16 protein-coding genes and 1 pseudogene are annotated in these 17,498 nt (G+C 68.3%); 12 read left to right on the forward strand and 5 right to left on the reverse strand.

What is annotated here, in order from left to right:
- Window positions 1-334 precede the first annotated feature (334 nt).
- The 4 genes from D9V36_RS11260 (at window position 335) to D9V36_RS11275 (ending at window position 4,527) form a co-directional block, all read left to right on the forward strand.
- Window positions 335-2,149, forward strand: coding sequence for a glycoside hydrolase family 15 protein (locus D9V36_RS11260; RefSeq protein WP_129293648.1), 1,815 nt, complete (start codon window positions 335-337; stop codon window positions 2,147-2,149).
- Window positions 2,150-2,346: 197 nt separating this feature from the next.
- Window positions 2,347-2,751: a hypothetical protein gene (locus tag D9V36_RS11265; protein ID WP_129293649.1), complete on the forward strand. Its 405-nt coding sequence runs from the start codon at window positions 2,347-2,349 to the stop codon at window positions 2,749-2,751.
- Window positions 2,752-2,782: 31 nt separating this feature from the next.
- On the forward strand, window positions 2,783-3,268 hold the full coding sequence (locus D9V36_RS11270) for a peroxiredoxin (RefSeq protein ID WP_129293650.1): 486 nt from the start codon (window positions 2,783-2,785) through the stop codon (window positions 3,266-3,268).
- A 605-nt stretch (window positions 3,269-3,873) separates the two neighbouring features.
- A complete protein-coding gene (locus D9V36_RS11275) occupies window positions 3,874-4,527 on the forward strand; it encodes a fasciclin domain-containing protein (RefSeq protein WP_129293651.1) in 654 nt (217 codons plus the stop codon).
- A gap of 195 nt (window positions 4,528-4,722) precedes the next feature.
- On the opposite strand, the pseudogene D9V36_RS11280 reads toward D9V36_RS11275, so the two are convergent.
- Window positions 4,723-5,043 (reverse strand): annotated as a pseudogene (locus D9V36_RS11280) (nitroreductase family protein); the annotation flags it as partial.
- Window positions 5,044-5,393: 350 nt separating this feature from the next.
- On the opposite strand from D9V36_RS11280, the gene D9V36_RS11285 reads away from it, so the two are divergent.
- Entirely contained in the window at window positions 5,394-5,978 is a 585-nt protein-coding gene (locus D9V36_RS11285; RefSeq protein ID WP_129293652.1) for a hypothetical protein, read from the forward strand.
- A 13-nt stretch (window positions 5,979-5,991) separates the two neighbouring features.
- Window positions 5,992-6,246 carry a hypothetical protein gene (locus D9V36_RS11290; protein ID WP_129293653.1) on the forward strand — a complete coding sequence of 85 codons (255 nt, stop codon included), beginning with the start codon at window positions 5,992-5,994 and terminating at the stop codon, window positions 6,244-6,246.
- A gap of 277 nt (window positions 6,247-6,523) precedes the next feature.
- On the opposite strand, the gene D9V36_RS11295 is transcribed toward D9V36_RS11290, so the two are convergent.
- The 3 genes from D9V36_RS11295 to D9V36_RS11305 form a co-directional block, all read right to left on the reverse strand.
- A complete protein-coding gene (locus D9V36_RS11295; protein WP_129293654.1) occupies window positions 6,524-7,708 on the reverse strand; it encodes an RICIN domain-containing protein in 1,185 nt (394 codons plus the stop codon).
- Between the two features lie 204 nt (window positions 7,709-7,912).
- On the reverse strand, window positions 7,913-10,765 hold the full coding sequence (locus D9V36_RS11300) for an ATP-binding protein (RefSeq protein WP_129293655.1): 2,853 nt from the start codon (window positions 10,763-10,765) through the stop codon (window positions 7,913-7,915).
- Between the two features lie 306 nt (window positions 10,766-11,071).
- Window positions 11,072-11,488, reverse strand: a complete 417-nt coding sequence (locus tag D9V36_RS11305) for a MarR family winged helix-turn-helix transcriptional regulator (RefSeq protein WP_241720826.1) — start codon at window positions 11,486-11,488, stop codon at window positions 11,072-11,074.
- 175 nt (window positions 11,489-11,663) lie between these two features.
- Here D9V36_RS11305 and D9V36_RS11310 point away from each other — a divergent pair, with 175 nt between their 5' ends.
- The 4 genes from D9V36_RS11310 to D9V36_RS40885 all read left to right on the forward strand — a co-directional run bounded on the left by D9V36_RS11310 (window position 11,664) and on the right by D9V36_RS40885 (window position 14,951).
- Complete coding sequence (locus D9V36_RS11310) at window positions 11,664-12,938, forward strand: cytochrome P450 (RefSeq protein ID WP_431357659.1); 1,275 nt, start codon at window positions 11,664-11,666, stop codon at window positions 12,936-12,938.
- A gap of 101 nt (window positions 12,939-13,039) precedes the next feature.
- Window positions 13,040-13,234 (forward strand): ferredoxin, encoded by a 195-nt coding sequence (locus D9V36_RS11315; RefSeq protein ID WP_129293656.1) that lies wholly within the window; start codon window positions 13,040-13,042, stop codon window positions 13,232-13,234.
- Window positions 13,231-14,559 carry an NAD(P)/FAD-dependent oxidoreductase gene (locus D9V36_RS11320; RefSeq protein ID WP_129293657.1) on the forward strand — a complete coding sequence of 443 codons (1,329 nt, stop codon included), beginning with the start codon at window positions 13,231-13,233 and terminating at the stop codon, window positions 14,557-14,559. Before D9V36_RS11315 ends, D9V36_RS11320 begins: the two co-directional genes overlap by 4 nt.
- A 44-nt stretch (window positions 14,560-14,603) precedes the next feature.
- Complete coding sequence (locus D9V36_RS40885) at window positions 14,604-14,951, forward strand: hypothetical protein (protein WP_164992848.1); 348 nt, start codon at window positions 14,604-14,606, stop codon at window positions 14,949-14,951.
- Window positions 14,952-14,975: 24 nt separating this feature from the next.
- Here the strand turns inward: D9V36_RS40885 and D9V36_RS11330 are convergent, their stop codons facing one another.
- Complete coding sequence (locus D9V36_RS11330) at window positions 14,976-15,422, reverse strand: MarR family winged helix-turn-helix transcriptional regulator (protein ID WP_241720827.1); 447 nt, start codon at window positions 15,420-15,422, stop codon at window positions 14,976-14,978.
- A 140-nt stretch (window positions 15,423-15,562) separates the two neighbouring features.
- Between D9V36_RS11330 and D9V36_RS11335 the strand changes: the two genes are divergently transcribed.
- Window positions 15,563-16,633, forward strand: coding sequence for an ABC transporter permease (locus D9V36_RS11335; RefSeq protein WP_129293658.1), 1,071 nt, complete (start codon window positions 15,563-15,565; stop codon window positions 16,631-16,633).
- A 49-nt stretch (window positions 16,634-16,682) separates the two neighbouring features.
- Window positions 16,683-17,453: a pentapeptide repeat-containing protein gene (locus D9V36_RS11340; protein WP_129293659.1), complete on the forward strand. Its 771-nt coding sequence runs from the start codon at window positions 16,683-16,685 to the stop codon at window positions 17,451-17,453.
- The last annotated feature ends 45 nt before the right edge of the window (window positions 17,454-17,498 follow it).

A 17,498-nucleotide genomic window follows, 5' to 3' on the forward strand; every position in this document is an offset into this window, starting at 1 on the left:
GCCCAATGGTCAGCCTTTCCGGTGTCACGTTGGCCTGGGAGCCGTTCTGGGGCGACAGGACCGAAATGCGTAACGCCGCCCTTGCTCCTTAGCCTGGAAGGACGACAGCAGTTCCACCGAGGGCGCGTACCGTCTCCGACGGCACCAGCCGTGATCGTTCCGTCAAGGCCGGCGAGCGCTTCAAGAGGGAGGCGAGCCGGCACTCATCCGTCCGGCTGACGTCGTGGAGCCGACCACGCGAGGGCGCGTGCGGCCGGCGATCCCGCGAGCGTTGGATTCGGCTCACCGGGCAAAGCACCCGACGGCCCGGAGAGTGCCGGAAAGGGGCGTCGCCGTGAGCACCAGACCGATCAATGACCATGCGCTGTTGTCCGATTGCCGGTCGGCTGCGCTGGTGGCCTCTGACGGTTCGGTGGACTGGCTGTGCCTTCCACGGTTCGACAGCCCGTCAGTCTTCGCCCGACTCCTCGACCACGACGCCGGGCATTGGTCCGTGCGTCCCGCCGGGCCGGCGGAGGTGACCCGACGCTACCTGGAGGGAACGATGGTCCTTGAGTCCACGTTCCGCACGCCCACCGGAACGGTGGTCCTCCTGGACACGATGGCGATGGGAAAGAGGGAACGCGGTCACACCATGGGCGACGACTCGCCAGGTGCGCTGCTGCGCCGGGTGGCCTGCACCACGGGCACGGTGGCCATGGACATCAGCTATGCCCCGCGGCCGGAGTTCGGTCTGATCCACCCGGTGATATCGCCGATCCGAGGCGGACTGATCTCCCACGGAGGAGCCCACACTCTGGTGCTCTCGGTATCCGTACTCATGGAGGTCGCAGAGTCCACCGCGCATGCGGAAGTCGAGCTGCGGGCCGGGCAGAGCCTGGAGATGGCCCTGCTGTCTTCGCCGGCCTGGGCCCAGGAGCCGGACGCCTGGAGTCCCCGTCGTATTCGCCGGCGGCTCGCTGACACGGCAAAAGCCTGGCGATCATGGTCCCACCTGCACCGACGTTACACCGGTCCGTGGCGCGAACAGGTCGCGCTCAGCGGGCGAGTGCTGCGGGCTCTTACCTTCGCTCCCACCGGTGCCATCGTCGCCGCGGCCACCACCTCACTGCCCGAGTGCGTCGGAGCAGGGCGGAATTGGGACTACCGCTATACCTGGGTACGCGACGCGAGCTTCACTCTCCAGGCACTGGCCACCTCGTCCTGTGAGAAGGAGAAGGCGGACTTCTTCGGGTTCCTGGCCCGGGCCTCGGCAACGGAGCTGGACCGCGGCGCGGACCTGCAGGTCATGTTCGGCGTCGGCGGCGAGCGCGACCTGAGCGAACGCGTTCTGCCACACCTGAGCGGGTGGCGCGGCAGCACGCCCGTGCGTGTCGGCAACGACGCATGGCGGCAGCGCCAGCTCGACGTCTACGGCGAGCTGCTCGACGCTGCCCACCAAACCCTTCCGCACGATGAACTCATCGATCCGCCGGTGCGCACCTTCCTCCTTCAAGCAGCGGAAACAGCAGCCAGACGATGGACCGAAGCCGACCAGGGGATCTGGGAGGTCCGTGGGGAAAGCCGCCACTTTCTGCACTCGAAGCTGATGTGCTGGGTCGCCCTCGACCGGGCCATCGCCATGGCCCCCGCACTGGGAGCCACCGACCGTACGGCGACCTGGCGAGTATCCCGGGCTCATATCCGTACAGCCATCGAAGAACAGGGCTGGAGTGAGCAAGCCGGAGCCTTCACCCAGACGTTCGGCAGCAGCACCTTGGACGCCTCCGCGCTCATGATTCCACTGGTCGGCTTCCTCCCCGGGGACGACAGCCGCGTGAAATCCACCGTCGAGGCGATCCGGACCCGCCTGTCCGACGAACGCGCCCTCATCCGCCGCTACGAGAGCGATGGCATGGTCACGACCGAAGGCACCTTCCTCCTCTGCACCTTCTGGCTCGCCCACGCCCTCGCCCTGACCGGCGACCGCGCCGGCGCTCACGCCGTCTTCCGCAACGCGATGGCCCACGCCAACGACGTCGGACTGCTCGCCGAAGAGATCTCCTCCGCCACCGGAGAAGCCCTCGGAAACTTCCCGCAAGCCTTCAGCCACATCGGCCTGATCAACGCCGCCCACGCCATCGAACGCCTCACATACACACGGCCGTAGACAGCGGCCGGCTCTCTTGCGGACGCCGGTGCCGTCACGTGCCGCCGAACGCGGGGCTACTTCCCCAGACCGATGCCAGGCGCACTCACCCGACCAATCCGCACCTCGACCGGCGACGAATGCACCCACAGAGACCGACCTGAAGGCCACGTTGCGCATGCGCCGGGCGGCTCCACGCGACCGGGAAAGGGTGAGCGATGCCGAAGAGCATGCGCATACGACTCCTGGCCGTGGGCGGCGCCAGTCGCTGGATCGCCGTAAGCGGCGCATTGAGCGACAGAACCCAGGATCCGCTGCGCGGCGCCATCAAAACCTATGCCACTGCGCGCCCGCTGCATCTCTTCGTCGACTTCACCGACTGTCAGGTCGCCGACCTGTCCGGCGACATGCTGCGCGAGGTGATAGCCGCGGACGGTGACCTACAGCTTCATCTCATCTGCGTCCCGGAACACATCAGCCGGTCCTGCGCCGCGGGTCGCCGCTGTGAGTTCCACCCCGATGTGAGATCTGCCTGGACGAGATGGGAACAGATCGAGTCAGCAGCACCCCCGATGTCCACAACCCACGCAAAGCGAAATAGAGCACAAACACCTCCTCCCTGACCAACCATCTCCTTCCGGATGGGACAACCCGATGGCCCCTGCCACCCAAATCGTCATGCGCGTAACCGACTTCACGTTGCCCGGTGGCGTTCTGACCGACGACCGCTTCGAACGCCGCGACTACACCCTCCCCCCGCAGCGCGGCCGCCCGCTCGTCCTGGCTTTCTACCCGGGTGACGACACCAGCGTGTGCACCAAGCAGCTGCGCTCCTACTCCAGTGGCCTGGAACAGTTCCAGAACCAGGACGCGGAAGCCTGGGGGATCAGTCCTCAAGACGTGGACAGCCACGACCGGTTTGCCCGCAAGTACGGCCTGCGGATGCCGCTGCTCGCCGACACCGATCGCCGCTTCGCCCGCGCCTTCGGCATCGCCGCCCCAGGCATCGGGGTGCGCAGGGCGGTATTCCTCGTCGGCTCCGACGGCACCCTGCACTGGAAGCACGTCGCGCTGATCGGCGCCACCTTCCAGCCCCTCGCCACATCCACCCGGCACCCCGCCGGCATGACCACCACCTGACACGATGACGGACCACATGAACACCGGCCAGCAGGCCGGCGCACGCGACGTCGTACAGGACCCTGATCTTTGCGAGTTCATCGAACTCCGCGCCGCGAAGGGCGCAGTTGACGCCCACACGTCCCGAGAGAGGGACGCAGCCGCAGCCCGGCTAGCGCAGGCCGTGGCCGTCGACCCGCCACCGGAGCTGCGGGAACGCGTGCTGGCCGTCACCTCAGCACTCCGGCAGGAACCAGCCGCACGAACGCCGGCAAGCCGGTTCGGCAGCGCTGCCGGCCGTGCCCGCCGGGCCTGGATGCGCTGCTGGTGTGCCCGCTCCCGACCGACTGGATGAGCAGCTGCGGGGTCGGACCACTGAAGCCGCTGAAAATTGATGGCGCGATCGACCAATCCGCTCGCAGGCGGGTTCCGAATACCGAGCATGAGCACTCGACGACGGACAGTCATCCACATGGCACGAGGCGCATGGAACGTCTCGTGGCCGAGTGCGCGGCGATGTCCGTTGCGGAGCTGACGTCCCTCGCGCCCGGCCTCGACCGGCCGACACGTCCCGGCAGGCCACCCGCCCGCCCTATGACCTCATCGACACCTTCTGGAGAAATACTGTGAGCACCCTGCGTTTCCGTCGTACCGCCCTCGCCGTCACCGCGGCCGCGGTCCTGCCGATCGCACTGGCCGCCTGCTCCAACGACATGGACAGCAAGGACAAGGCGTCCGACAAGTCCTCGACCGCCTCCAAGTCCTCGAAGGACAGCAGCGCAGACAGCGGCATGGACACCATGGCCAAGCCGTTCGGCCCGGCCTGTTCGACGGTGCCCAAGGACGGTAAGGGCAGCTTCGACGGCATGGCCAAGGACCCGGTCGCCACCGCCGCCTCGAACAATCCGGCCCTGTCCACCCTGGTCACCGCGGTGAAGAAGGCGGGCCTGGTCGACACGCTCAACAGCGCCAAGAACATCACCGTCTTCGCGCCGACCAACGACGCCTTCAGCAAGATCCCCAAGGCCCAGCTCGACAAGGTCCTCGCCGACAAGGCGATGCTGACCAAGATCCTGACCGGTCACGTCGTCGGCGAGAAGATCTCCCCCGACAGGCTGCCCGACGGCTCCTTCGACACCCTGGCGAAGAGCAAGCTGACGACCTCCGGCTCCGGTGAGTCGTACAAGGTAGACGACTCGGCCAAGATCGTCTGCGGCAACGTGCAGACCGCCAACGCCACCGTCCACATCATCGACTCGGTCCTCCTCCCCAGGAAGTAGGCCGGACCCGGGACTCCCCCGCCCCGGTGGGGGCAGACGGGCCTTTGGCTGCCGCGCATGGGACAGCGGCAGCCGAAGGCCCGCTTCTTTGTGATCGGAGCCGGACCCTACGGCCCGAAGCCTCCCACCGGCTGGGTGCGGCAGCTCCGCCCCCCATCTAGGGCTTGTCCTGTCGATCTCGGCCGTCCCCAGCGGTCACACTCCGATGAAGCTCACCGTCTCCGTCATGTCCGCCCGCCCGGTACGCAGCCGTGGCACGCCTTCCTTCTCAAATCCCACTGAGATGCCGCAGAACAGCACGAGCTCGTCATCGGCTCCGACTGTTCGGCTGACGGTCTTGCGGTACATGGTCCACATCACCTGGGGGCAGCTGTGCAACCCTTCCGCCCTCAGCAACAGCATGACCGTCTGCAAGTACATTCCCGCGTCACCCCACTGTCCGGGCCCCATCGTCCGGTCGAGGTAGCAGAACAAGACGACCGGCGCCCCGAACGCCTCCGAGTTCAAGGTAGCGACGAGAGCACTCCACAGCCGGGACAGCCGATCTGCTTCGTCGTGACCCGAGCCCGGACAACCAGAGACTCTCTGTCGAGCACTACGTTTTCGATCAGAACAACCTCGACCTGGTGGAGCCACAGCCCCTGACGCCTGATGTGGGGTTTCGCCGGCGCATGTGATCGATCCGTTCGCAACGGGCACTGGAACTACCGAGACAGGAGATCCATGCCCCTTTCGTACAGCGTCGTGCCGGACAAGAGCAGGAAGCCCACCAGCGCGAAAAGCCGCGCCGTGTTCTCCCGCGCATTGGCCTGAGCTCGTGCCACCAGGGAGCCCGCGCGGTCAACTACCTGCGTCTGATCGGGAAATTGATCCCTGTACCGCAGCCGGACGCCTCTCTCGTGCGGGCCAGATACGTCGCCGACACGCTGCCTGCGCCGTTTGCAGCCTCCGTTCACACGTGGATCAACGTCCTGTGCGGCGAGGCCAGTCACCCAAGCCGCCCACTGGCCTCGTCCACCATCTATCACTACGTCCTGCGTGCCCGCACCGCGCTGGATGGCTGGGCGCAAGCCGGCATCGACGATTTGCGCTCCGTCACCAGAGAAGACATCGACGGGGTGCTGAGCCCCCTGCGCGTCGCGGCGGCCAAGTCCATACGGAGCGCGCTGCGCTCGCTGTTCAGAGCGCTGAAGCGGGAGAGGCTAATTTTCCAGGATCCGGCGCGCAATGTCTCGCTGAGCGTGGCCCGCCCGTTACCCGTCCCCCTGGCCACTGACCTGCTGCGCGGTGTGCTGGACACCACGTCCGATCCAAGGGTTCGACTCTGCCTGGCGCTGAGCGCCATCCACGCCCTCGGTGCTGGCGACCAGCGTGCACTCCGGCTCGATAGCCTCGACCGCGCTCACGGCCGACTGGTCGTCCGCCCCGGCCACACCCATCTACCTGGATGACGTCACACAGGTCTTGGCCACCGAATGGCTCGGCGAACGCCACCGGCGGTGGCCGACCAGCGCCAACCCCTACCTACTGGTCACCCGCCGGACCGCCGTGGACGACACCCACCCCATGATCAACCCAACCGCGATCACCAAGCATTTCGCCCGCATCGGACTCCAGCCCAGCCGCATGCGCATCGACCGCATCCTCGACGAAGCAAAGCACACCGCCGACCCGCTGCACCTGATGAGACTCTTCGGCCTGGCCCCACCACCGCCATGAGATACCTCCACGCTGCCCACCCCGCCGGCTACCGCCCGGACCCTATCCACGCCTGCCCCCTCTGATCGCAGCACCAGCCCACCTTCACGCCCCGTGCTGTACCCGGTGCAGGTCGATGGGCGGCGTCGCGGGTATGCCGGACGACCAGGGCGGTGAACAGGCGCTGGATCTCGCTGCAGGTGAGCGGGAATCGGCGGGCCGATGTGGTTCGGCAGAGAGCTCGGCGGGGCAGGCCCGCAGGCGGAGCCTGCGGGCCTGCCTGGAGCGGGGCGAGCGGCTACGGGCGCCCGGGGTCGTTCTGCTTGCAGACTTCCGCGGCGCTGTCAGAGGTGCAGCCGATGACGCTGCTGTTCTTGGCGTCGGTTCCCTCCTGGGCAGGGACGGTGGCGGTTCCGGCCCCCGTCCACGTGGTCCCCAGATCGTTGGTGAAGGTCCACGTACCGGTCACCTCCTTCGTCAGCTGGGCGCGCATGATCCAACCGTACTGATTGGGCTTGACGTGGATGGTGACGTTTCCACCCTGCGCCTGATCCGTCCTCCAGCTGTTCGACCAGTTCCCTTGGATCGCGACGTCGACCTTCCCCTGCACAGGCCCATCCTTCGGACCGAAGGAGATGCCCGCCGTGGTGGTGACGGAACCTCCAGCAGTGTAGGTATATCCGGTGGTCTGGCTCCAATTCACCTGCTTGTCCAGGGGGTCGGTTGTGTAATTCACCGCCGTTCCACCGTCAGTCGTCACGTTTTTGAAGTCACCGAGAGTTGCGGTGGTGTAGCTATCCACCTTGTACGTTGCCGACTTGATGGCGCTGGACCCGGCCTCGAACTGGTTCAGGGCGTACCTGGTGGCCAGGCCCTTCAACGTGTCATCTGTGGCAGCTGATTCGATTCCGCCGACGCCGACCGACCACGCTTGGTTGGGTTTGTTGGTCCCGCAATCGTAGAGGCCCACCGTGGCGCCTTCGCTGCTACCTCCGTTGGCGTCCATGCACTTGTTGTTGCTGACGTTCCGGATGACATATTTGCTCTCCGCGGCATCGGAAGGCTGGAGGTACCAGTTCTCTTCGGCGGAACCGTCGCAGTCCCACTGGTCGATGCGCTCGGATCCCTCCTTGAAGTCGAGGCACATCCCCGTCTTTTCGACCTTGATCCGGAAACTCCCGTCCTCGTTGGGGAGGAAGCTCAAAGATCCGTCCTTCGGTTCCTTCCGCACGACGGTTTCAGTCCCGGCGACTGGCGGCTCGTCCGCCAAATCCAGATACCGCAAGCCACTGGTGAGGTCATCCTGATTCGGAAGCACAGCGATTTTCAGGCCCGTAATGGCGGGCATGGCAGTCGAATCGTCCGCATGGGCCGTTCCGGCACCCAGCGGCGATATCGCGATGCCGAGTGCGGTCAGGGCGACGGGGAGGAGCGTGGCGATCCCACGCAGCCCCGGGCTGCGTTGGAGCGTGGCTACAGTCATGCTTTCCGGTTCTCTTTCGGTAGGTCGTGCTTATCGGGCGGACTCTGATGGCCGGCCCAACAACGCCCACGGCAACGTCTCCCGAGCGTTGAGGAGGGCTGGCCTGGCGGGCGCGGCCTGGCCAAAGTACGTCCGTGCCAGGGCTGATACATCCCTCACCTGAAGTAGGACTTCTTCAGATGTCCGATGGGGGGTGGGGTGCGGTCAGTCCTGTGGGTGCGACCGGTCCGGGGTCCGCCGGCGAATGACCTCGGCGGCGAGTTCGACGCGTGAAGTCATTCCCAGTTTTCCGAGGATGTTCGAGACGTGTGTGCTGACGGTGTGTCGTGAGATGGACATACGTTCGGCGATCTCGGGGTTGGAGTGGCCGCCTGCGATGTGGTCGGCGACGATCCGTTCGGTCTGGGTGAGGGCGTTCCACCCGTCGCGGGCGCTGTTTCGTGGGCTTCGCACGCCTCGGCGGACGCCGACGGCGCGCAGGCGGGATGTGGCGCGGGCCGCGTCCCATTGGGCGTCCAGGCGTGTGTAGATCTCCCACGCTTGGTTGAGCAGGGTTCGGGCCTGGGCTGGTTGTCGGTTGTGGGCCAGCAGCTCCGCCGCGTCGGTGTAGGCATGTGCCTCGTTCAGTGGCCGTGGCGCGTTCCGGTAGCAGCGGGCCGCTTCCAGGAGCAGATCGGGGTCCTGTGCGAGGAGCCCTTGGCAGCGGTAGGCGTCACCGAGGTGGTACGGGCCGCCGCCTTGGTCGGCCCGTGTTCGGGCGGCCAAGGTGTATCGCCGCGCGTGAGTCGAGTCGCCCTGGGCCAGGGCGAGCCGGACGAGATCGGGCGTGAGAGAGGAGAGGCTCAGCTGGCCCGGTAGGTGGCCGATGCCATGGTCGAAGGCGTGGGCGAGCCGGGTGTAGGCGCGCTCGGGGCTGCCCTGGGCCTCGTCGACAAGGGCGCTGGCGCGCAGCGGCAAGTACTCGAAGAACCGGGCGACCGTTCCGTTGTCCGATGCTGCGGGCGTGTCGATCAGGTGCGCTTCGGCAGTGGTCTGCCGGCCTTGGTGCACAGCGATCAGTGCCGCCACCGCCCGCAGTGCCCGGCCCATCTCGAAGTGTTCGCCGGGAGTGAGACCGGCCTTGACTTCTGCGAGGGCTTCATCCCAGCTGCCGGTGTTGAATGCGAGGAGGGCGCGGGCGAGGTGGTACCGGGGCGGGAAGACTCCCCCGGTGTGTTTGGTTGCCGTGTGGATGGCGTCGAGGGTGCGCTGCGCGTCGGGGATGCGATCGAGATCGATGTAGCAATTGGCCAGGGCGAGTTGCAGCCCGATCCGCTGTGCCGGGTGGGTCGTTTCCGGTGTGAGCCGTGATGCCTGCTGTGCCAGTTCCAGCGCTTCGGCGTCAGGCGCTTCGAGCATGCGCTTGGATGCCAGGACGCGCAGAGCGTTGGCCAGGGCGGGGCGGTCGCCATGCTCCTCAGCCGAGTGCCGGGCAGTCACCGCGACCGCCTCGGCCTCCGGCATCTCGCCCAGCGCGAACAGGCACACCGCGCTGAACGCCTCGAACCGGATCGCCTCGACCGCCGGCACGCCGGCGCTCGCATGCGCGGCTCTCGCCTCGGTGAGCGCCAGGTCAGGCCGGTCGCGAGCGAGCATGGCCTGGACAATGATCCAGCGCATCGGGCTTTCCAATTTGGGATCACGGGTCCTGGCCAGTGCGCATCGGGCGCTTTCCTCCGCCTCGGCCAAGCGGCCGGAAGAGAGCTGCGCGAGGGCGCGGTGCAGGTGGAGGTGGTCGGTCCTTGGATCGCTGGGGTCGGCGAGCGTCAGTGCCGTATCGAGCAGGCGCAGGGCCATTGCCGGCGCTCGCGCCGTGAGCCGTGCCGCGGCCCCCTCGAGCCAGGTGGTCAAAAACTCCCCGGCCGGTGCCGCCTCGAGCAGATGCTCGGCGACCCGTTCGGGGGCCGCCCCGGCGCCTGCGAGGGCCTGCGCCGTTCTCAAGTGCAGCATGGCGCGGACCGAGCCCGGCACCGCGTCGTACAGAGCGTGCCGTATGAGGTCGTGACGGAAGACCAGCCGGTCGCCGGCATCCCGCAGCACTCCGGCCGCTTCGGCCTCCACGACGATGCCGAGCAGGTCATCTGCCGGCTTGTGCAGGACCGCCGCGAGATCGGTGACCGTGCAGCTGGCTCCCAGCACGGAGGCGACACGCAGCGCCTGCAGCACCTCATCGCGCAGATACCGCAGCCGATGCACCACCAGCGTGGTCAGCGGCGGCAGCGGACAGCCGACGGTGACCTCCGCGATTCCCTCGCGGGTCTCGATTGCCCCCTCGCGCACCAGAGCGGCGACCAGCTCCGTGAGGTACAACGGGTTTCCCGCCGCCCCCTCGGCCATGCGCCGCAATCGCGGACCGGCCTCACCGCCGCACAGGTCCGCCAGCAGAGCTGACACGGCCGGGCGGCTCAGCGGTGCCAGCTCCAGCACGGTGCGGTTGGCCATGGCCAGACACTGCGACAGCCGGGCGACTTGCCCGACCTTCGGCACCGGCCGGTAGGCCCCGACGATCAAAAGCGGCAGCTGAGGGACCGACCGCACCAGCCGGTCCAACACCGCCAGACTCGCTGAGTCGGCCCACTGGAGATCGTCGAGAAACAACGCCAGCGGTCCCTGCGAACACAAGTCTTCGACCAGACCGAGGATCGCCTCGACGGTGGCGGAGTCCGCCTCGTCCGTCCCGCCCATCGCACCCGGCATTCCGTACCGGGTGTCGCCTTGCAGGATCTCGGCGACCCGGGCCCGGGGTGCTTCGGTTGACGCCGCATCCACGCCCAGGCAGGCCGAGATCAAGGCGAAGGGACGCTGCTGTTCCAGCTCCTGGGCCGACCCGTACAGCGCCGGCATCCCCAGCGACTCCGCGGCCGCCGCGGCCAGCTCCAACACGACGGTTTTGCCCAGGCCGGCCTCACCGACGACGTACGCCGCCTGCCCCTCACCCGCCCTCGCGGATGCCGCCAGTCTCGCTATTTCCGCCGTCTCGGCCTCGCGACCCACCGGACGCCCTGCGGAATACACCATGCGTTCACCTCTGTGCGCCGATCCTTAAACGGAAGGGACACACCACGCTGTGCATCGGTCCTTAAACGGTAGAGGGGCAGGTCAAGCCGCTGCTGCCGATGCGGTCGCGGTGCACCGGCCGGCCCTGCCCCCGGCAGCCGTTTGCCGACCACGGCCATGACATCGACACAGAGTGGTGGAGCGCGCGCACGCCTGGATCCAACGGGCGGGGGCGGCGAACTGCGCTGCGGTCGTCTCGCGACCTGCTGCACCGAGCAGCTGGTCAGCAAGGTAGACGGGCACCATTACCCCTTGGGGCATGCGCCGTTACCCCGGGCGGCCGGTCGACTTGAGCGTTTTCAGTGCGGAGATCACCGCGTCGAGCTCCGCGTCGCGTAGTCCGGGAAGCATCCGTCGCAGAGTCGGCTCGGCGTCCCGGCTCCTGGCTTGCCGGGCCCGTGTGCGGGCATGCTCGGCGATCTTGGCGACGGTCCGGCGTCGGTCGGCCGGATCGGTTCCCAGCTCGACCAGGCCCCGCTTGTGCAGTGATGCCACCACGGTGGATACCCGGCTCTGGGCGAAGCCGGTGCGCTGGGCGATCGCTCCCACCGGCTGCGGACCGGTGATGTCCAGGCACTCCAGCACCAGCAGCCCGGTCGGCCCCAGGTCTGAGGCGCCCTTCATCGCCGAGGTCGCGGCAGCGGTGAGCCGCCTGCCGAGATGGTGCAGCTCAGCGAGGTTCATGGGACTGGTCAGTGGTAGCACGCACACTCCTCCAAATATCTCCGATGATACATCCATAGTAATGCATCACCAATGATGTATCGTGGGAGATGCTTTCACCCCGAGAGGCGTGCCGTCCCCTTGGGTGACGTCCGACTCATGACGCACGCCCATGCCGGTGTGCCTGAGGAGCGAGATGAGCGAGATGAGCGAGATGACACTTCCCACCACCCCGGCGCGGCTGCCCGTCCAGCCCTCGAGCGGCTGCCCCTTCGCCCTGCCCCCGGTCTCCGCCTTGTTCGACCAGGAGGGCCCCCACACGGAATTCAACACCCTGCGCACCGAGGAGCCGATCTCCAAGATCTGCCTTCCGGACGGAAGTTGGGCCTGGTTGGTCACGCGCTACAGCGACATCCGGGCGGTCCTCGGCGATACTCGCTTCAGCTCCGACACCACCGTCCACGGCTACCCGCTCAGCGGTATGACCGGTGGCCCTAACCCCCAAAATCGCAGCTTCGTCCACATGGACCCGCCTGAGCACACCCGGCTGCGCCGGATGGTCACCCGGGAGTTCATGGTCAAGCGGGTCGAGGCGCTGCGCCCGGAGATCCGGCAGATCACGGAGGAACTCTGTGATGCGATGGAGCGTGCCGAGCGGGATGTGCACAGCGGGGTGGACCTCGTCGAGGCGCTGGCTCTGCCCGTCCCGTCGCTGGTCATCAGTCTGTTGCTGGGCGTCCCGTACGACGACCACGACATCTTTCAGCAGCTCACCGGCAGGCTGCTCTCCCGCAATGTCCCCGATGGCGAGCGGGAGGCTGCCCGTCGCGAACTGTATGCCTACCTCGACCGGTTGGTTACCTCGAAGGAGGCGGACCCGGGGGATGACATCCTCGGCCGGCTCATCGTCGAACAGCAGCAGACCGGCGAGATCACCCACGACGAGGTGCTTGTCTTCGCCGCCTCGCTGCTGATTGCCGGGCACGAGACCACCGCCAACATGATCGGGCTCAGCGCCCTGAGCCTGATGCATGATCAGGAGTCCGCCGACCAGCTGCGCGAGGACCCCTCTCTGATCCGCGGCGCCGTCGAGGAATTGCTGCGCTTCCACAGCATCTCCCGCAACGGGCCGCGCCGGGCCGCCACCGTCGATATCGAGATCGACGGGCACCTCATCCGTGCCGGCGAGGGCGTCGTGGTGTCCGTGCCATCCGCCAACCGTGACGAGAGCGTCTTCGCAGACGCCGAACGGCTCGATGTGTGCCGCCCCAACGCCCAGCACCACGTCGCCTTCGGATACGGCATCCACCAGTGCCTCGGCCAGGCCCTGGCCCGCGTCGAACTCCAGGTGGTGATCGACACGCTGCTGCGCCGTTTCCCCACGATGCGGCCCGCGGTGCCGATCGAGGAGATCCCCTTCCGCACGGATATGACGATCTACGGCTGCCACGCCCTGCCGGTCACCTGGTGACGTCTGCCGACACCGGGCGGCCCGTCGCCCCGTCAGGCGGGCGCGGCCCCGCCGCCGCCCGCGTCCCCGAGTCCCCCGCCACAGAAACTGGAATTCCTGCCATGAAGATCACCCTTGACGCCGAGAAGTGCTGCGCCGCCGGACAGTGCGTGCTGGTCGCCCCCGAGGTCTTCGACCAGCGCGACGAGGATGGCGTTGTGGTACTCCTCGACGCCGAACCGCCCGCCGGGCAGCACGACGCAGTCCGTGAGGCGGCCGCCATCTGCCCGGCCGCCGTGATCGAGGTGCACGTATGACCGACCGGCCGATCGCCGTTGTCGGCGCCTCTGTGGCCGGCCTCGCCGCGGCCGAGGCGCTGCGCCGCTTCGGCTGGCGCGGCCCGCTCACCCTCATCGGTGACGAGCCCCATCTCCCGTATGACCGGCCGCCGTTGTCCAAGCAGCTTCTGTACGGCGCCTGGGAGCCGGACCGGCTGCTGCTGCGCACCGAGGACCAGCTCGCCCCGCTCGGCCTCGATCTGCGGCTCGGTACCCGGGCCACCGGCCTCGATGTGGCCACCCGCACCCTCACCCTCGACGGCGGGGTGGGGGTCCCCCCGCTCGAGCAAGGTCGAGAGTGGGGGAGGCTCGGCTGTGCCGGCGTGATCATCGCGACCGGCGTTACGGCCCGTACGCTGCCCGGTGCCGACCGCATCGCTGGTGTGCACACTCTGCGCACCCTCGACGAGGCACTGGCACTGCGAGGCCGGCTGGCCGACGGTGGACGGCGCCTGGTGATCGTCGGAAACGGCGTACTGGGCTGTGAAGCCGCAGCGGCGGCAAGGGAGTTGGGGCATGACGTCACCCTCGTCGGCATCGAGGCGACACCGATGGCCGCTGCCGTCGGCACCGAGGTCGGCGAACTGCTCGCCGAGGAGCACCGCGCCCGCGGCGTACGGCTGCTCACCGGGGCGGTGGACAGCTTCGAGACGGCGCCCGCGGACCCGGCCGGTACGGGCGACCCGCAGGTTACCGCCGTATGGCTGGCCAACGGCTGCCGGCTGCCGGCCGACCTCGTGCTGCTGGCGATCGGCTCCCGGCCCGCCGTCGAATGGCTGGACGACCCGGCCCTGGACACCACCGACGGGCTGCGCTGTGACGCCTACTGCGCCGCCGCCCCCGGCATCTACGCCGCGGGCGATGTGGCCCGCTGGGACCATCCGGTCCACGGCCGTCCGCTGCGCTTCGAGCACCGGATGAACGCCACCGAACAGGGCATGGCCGCCGCCCGCAACCTCCTGGCCGAACTGACCGCGACGACCGACGCCACCGGGATGGCGGAGGACGCCCCCGCCCCGGAGCGCCGCCCGTTCGCCCCCGTGCCGTACTTCTGGTCCGACCAGTACGACCTCAAGCTCCAGGCGTACGGGCTGACTATGGGCGCCGACCGGGTCGAGACCACCGTCCTGGACCGGGCGGAGCGCCGTGCCCTTGCGCTCTACGGCCGGGACGGCAACGCCATCGGCGTGCTCGCGGCCGGGCTCTCGCCACGCCAGGTCCGGGCGCTGCGCGCGGTCATCGCCACTCCGCTGCCCTGGGAGGAGGCGCGCGAGCAGATCGGCGCCACCACGGCCGTCGGCTGAGACACCTCTCCGGACAGGCGCTGACGATGCCCGACCATGGAGGGATGGCCGACTCGTCCGTATGGGTGCGCGGCGCTCGTGAGCACAACCTCCGCACCATCGATGTGGACATCCCGAGGGACGCGCTGGTCGCGTTCACCGGGGTGTCCGGATCGGGCAAGTCCTCCCTCGCCCTCGGCGCCCTCTACGCGGAGGCACAGCGCCGTGCTCTCCAGCGTGCCGGTTGCGCTGCCCAGGACGATCCGGCACCACAGGGCCGTGGCCTGCGGGGACATGCGGCGCCTGGCTCGTTGGGCCAACGTCGCACGCCCGTCATCGGTCAGCACCAACTCGGCGTTCGGCCGTCCCATCCCCGCCATCCGGCCATGATGTTGAACCGCAACTTTCCCTAGGTAGCGAATTGCCGACTCAGGACACTAGAGGTCGGTGCCGCTGGAGGAGGCCAGTGCCGCCTCGCCCAGGGCGGCGTTGAGTGTTCTGAGTGCGGAGATCACCGCGTTGAGCTCCGCGTCGGACAGTCCGGGAAGCATCTGCCGCAGAGTCGGCTCGGCTTCCCGGCTCCTGGCTTCCTTGGCCTGTGTGCGGGCATGCTCGGCGATCTTGGCGACAGTCCGGCGCCGGTCGGCCGGATCGGTTCCCAGCTCGACCAGGCCCCGCTTGTGCAGTGCTGCCACCACGGTGGATACCCGGCTCTGGGCGAAGCCGGTGCGCTGGGCGATCGCTCCCACCGGCTGCGGACCGGTGATGTCCAGGCACTCCAGCACCAGCAGCTCGGTCGAACCCAGGTCTGAGGCGCCCTTCATCGCCGAGGTCGCGGCAGCGGTGAGCCGCCTGCCGAGATGGTGCAGCTCAGCAAGGTTCATGGGACCGGTCAGTGGTAGCACGCACACTCCTCCAAAAATATCCCCGATGATACATCCTGAACAATGCATCATCAATGATGTATCTTGAGAGATGCGTTTGCCTCGTGAGGCGTGACATCCCGAGACTCCGTGGAGGAGACATGCCCAGAGCGATAGCCCGAGTGCTGTTGTTCCCGCTCGCCATGGCCGCACTGCTGGTCGGCATCTACACCGCAGCCATGCACGCACCGACCCCGCATCACCTGAAAATCGCGGTCGCCGGACCGCCCGCCCAGACCGGTCCGCTCACCGCCTCCCTGCGGCAGAAGCTGGGAGACGCCTACGACATCAGCACCGTCACCGCCACCGATCAGGCCCGACGGCTGGTAGCCCACCGAACCGTGACCGCCGCCTATGTCCCCGCCCCGTCACCCGCTGACCGAAGCGCTGGTACGGCGAGCACGACGTTTGCCCAGCCACCTCACCCGGACGGCCCCGTGCTCTACGTCGCGTCAGGCGCCGGCGCCACCCGCGTCGGCCCGGCCGCCCTGCCGTTCCAGAACGCCGCCGTCCAACAGCACCAGTTCCTCCAGGTCCGCGACCTGGCCCCGCTCAGCGCCCACGACACCAGCGACACCAGCACCTTGTACGCCTCGGTCGGCCTGACCCTCGCGGGCTACCTGTCAGCGGTCATGCTCTCGACCGTGTTCGGCACATCCCTCACCCGCAGGCGCATAGTGGCCGCGCTGGCCGCCTTCGGCGCCGTGGCCGCAGTGACCGTCTGGCTCATCGCCGGACCGATCGTGGGCGCCCTCAAGGGCTCCGTCCCCGCGATCCTCGTCACCGGCTGGCTCACCGTGATGGCCGCCGGCACGGCCACCGTGTTCCTCTCCCGCTTCTGCGGGCGCATGACCCCGCTGCCCGCCGTCGGGATCTTCATGTTCCTCGCCATGCCCGCCTCCGGAGCGGCCCTGCCCATCGAGACCATGCCCGCCCCCATCCGCGCCCTGCACGACCTGCTGCCGCTGACCTCCACATCCGGCAGCCTGCGCCAGATCATGTACTTCGGCAGCGAAGGCATCGGCCGCTACTGGCTCACCCTCGCCCTGTGGGCCCTCGCCGGCCTCCTGCTGACCCTCGCATACGACGCCATCAAGGGCCGCCGCGCCAGCCACCGCAACGAAGCAGCCGCCGTACCCCGTCAGACCGCCGAACCTGCCCTTTCCCGCTGATCGCCCCCGGCGAGCAGTCTCCGCGACACCCCAGAGCGAGGCCGAAACCATGACCCACGTACCACCGCCGTTCCACCCCCACGGCCACGACACCGACCCGGCCGGGCAGCAGGGTGACCCACTGACGCTGCTCGCCACCGAAACCGACCTGACCGGACTCGACTTCACCGGCCTGGACCTGCGCCCCACCCTGCGCCGCGATCCCCGCCCCCGGACGTTCACCCGCTGCACCTTCACCGAAGCCAACCTGCGCGGCGCCCACCTCCCCGAAGCCGTCTTCACCGACTGCACCGCCACAGCAGCCGACTTCACCGGCGCCCTGCTCGATCAGGCCCGCTGGCAGGGCGGCAGCGCCGCCGGCGCCAAATTCACCGACGCCGACTGCGGCGACCTCACCTGCGACAGCGCCGACCTGGCCAACACCAAATGGGGCGGCGCCCTGCTCGCCGACGCCACCTTCACCGGCTGCCGCATGATCGGAGCCCGCCTCACCGGCCACCGCGGCCTGGGCCTCCAACTCACCCGCTGCAACCTGGCCGTCGCCAACCTCAACGGCCTGAGCCTGCGCGGCGCCCACCTCGTCGGCATCCGCTTCACCGAGGCCGACCTCGGCGGCGTCGACTTCCGTGACTGCATCCTTGAGGACTGCCGTCTCGCCGAAGCCAACCTACGGGCCGCCGACTTCACCGGCGCAGATCTACGCGGCGCCGACCTCGGCGAACTGACCATCGCCATCGCCGCACAGTTCCGCGGCGCGGTCATCTCCCCGGACCAGGCCGCCCAAATCTGCACCGCCCTCGGCCTGAACGTCATCGACTGATCCGCCACGACCTCCCACGACAACAGCTCTACGTGAGGAGGCCGA

This window comes from Streptomyces lydicus, assembly GCF_004125265.1.
GTDB lineage: Bacteria > Actinomycetota > Actinomycetes > Streptomycetales > Streptomycetaceae > Streptomyces > Streptomyces lydicus_C.

Bases quoted from the DNA above. Each gene is read 5' to 3' on its own strand.
- D9V36_RS11265 (WP_129293649.1), top strand. From the start codon at position 2,347: ATGCCGAAGAGCATGCGCATACGACTCCTGGCCGTGGGCGGCGCCAGT.
- D9V36_RS11270 (WP_129293650.1), top strand. From the start codon at position 2,783: ATGGCCCCTGCCACCCAAATCGTCATGCGCGTAACCGACTTCACGTTG.
- D9V36_RS11295 (WP_129293654.1), bottom strand. From the start codon at position 7,708: ATGACTGTAGCCACGCTCCAACGCAGCCCGGGGCTGCGTGGGATCGCC.
- D9V36_RS11300 (WP_129293655.1), bottom strand. From the start codon at position 10,765: ATGGTGTATTCCGCAGGGCGTCCGGTGGGTCGCGAGGCCGAGACGGCG.
- D9V36_RS11305 (WP_241720826.1), bottom strand. From the start codon at position 11,488: ATGAACCTCGCTGAGCTGCACCATCTCGGCAGGCGGCTCACCGCTGCC.
- D9V36_RS11310 (WP_431357659.1), top strand. From the start codon at position 11,664: ATGAGCGAGATGAGCGAGATGACACTTCCCACCACCCCGGCGCGGCTG.
- D9V36_RS11315 (WP_129293656.1), top strand. From the start codon at position 13,040: ATGAAGATCACCCTTGACGCCGAGAAGTGCTGCGCCGCCGGACAGTGC.
- D9V36_RS11320 (WP_129293657.1), top strand. From the start codon at position 13,231: ATGACCGACCGGCCGATCGCCGTTGTCGGCGCCTCTGTGGCCGGCCTC.
- D9V36_RS40885 (WP_164992848.1), top strand. From the start codon at position 14,604: ATGGCCGACTCGTCCGTATGGGTGCGCGGCGCTCGTGAGCACAACCTC.
- D9V36_RS11330 (WP_241720827.1), bottom strand. From the start codon at position 15,422: ATGAACCTTGCTGAGCTGCACCATCTCGGCAGGCGGCTCACCGCTGCC.
- D9V36_RS11335 (WP_129293658.1), top strand. From the start codon at position 15,563: ATGCCCAGAGCGATAGCCCGAGTGCTGTTGTTCCCGCTCGCCATGGCC.
- D9V36_RS11340 (WP_129293659.1), top strand. From the start codon at position 16,683: ATGACCCACGTACCACCGCCGTTCCACCCCCACGGCCACGACACCGAC.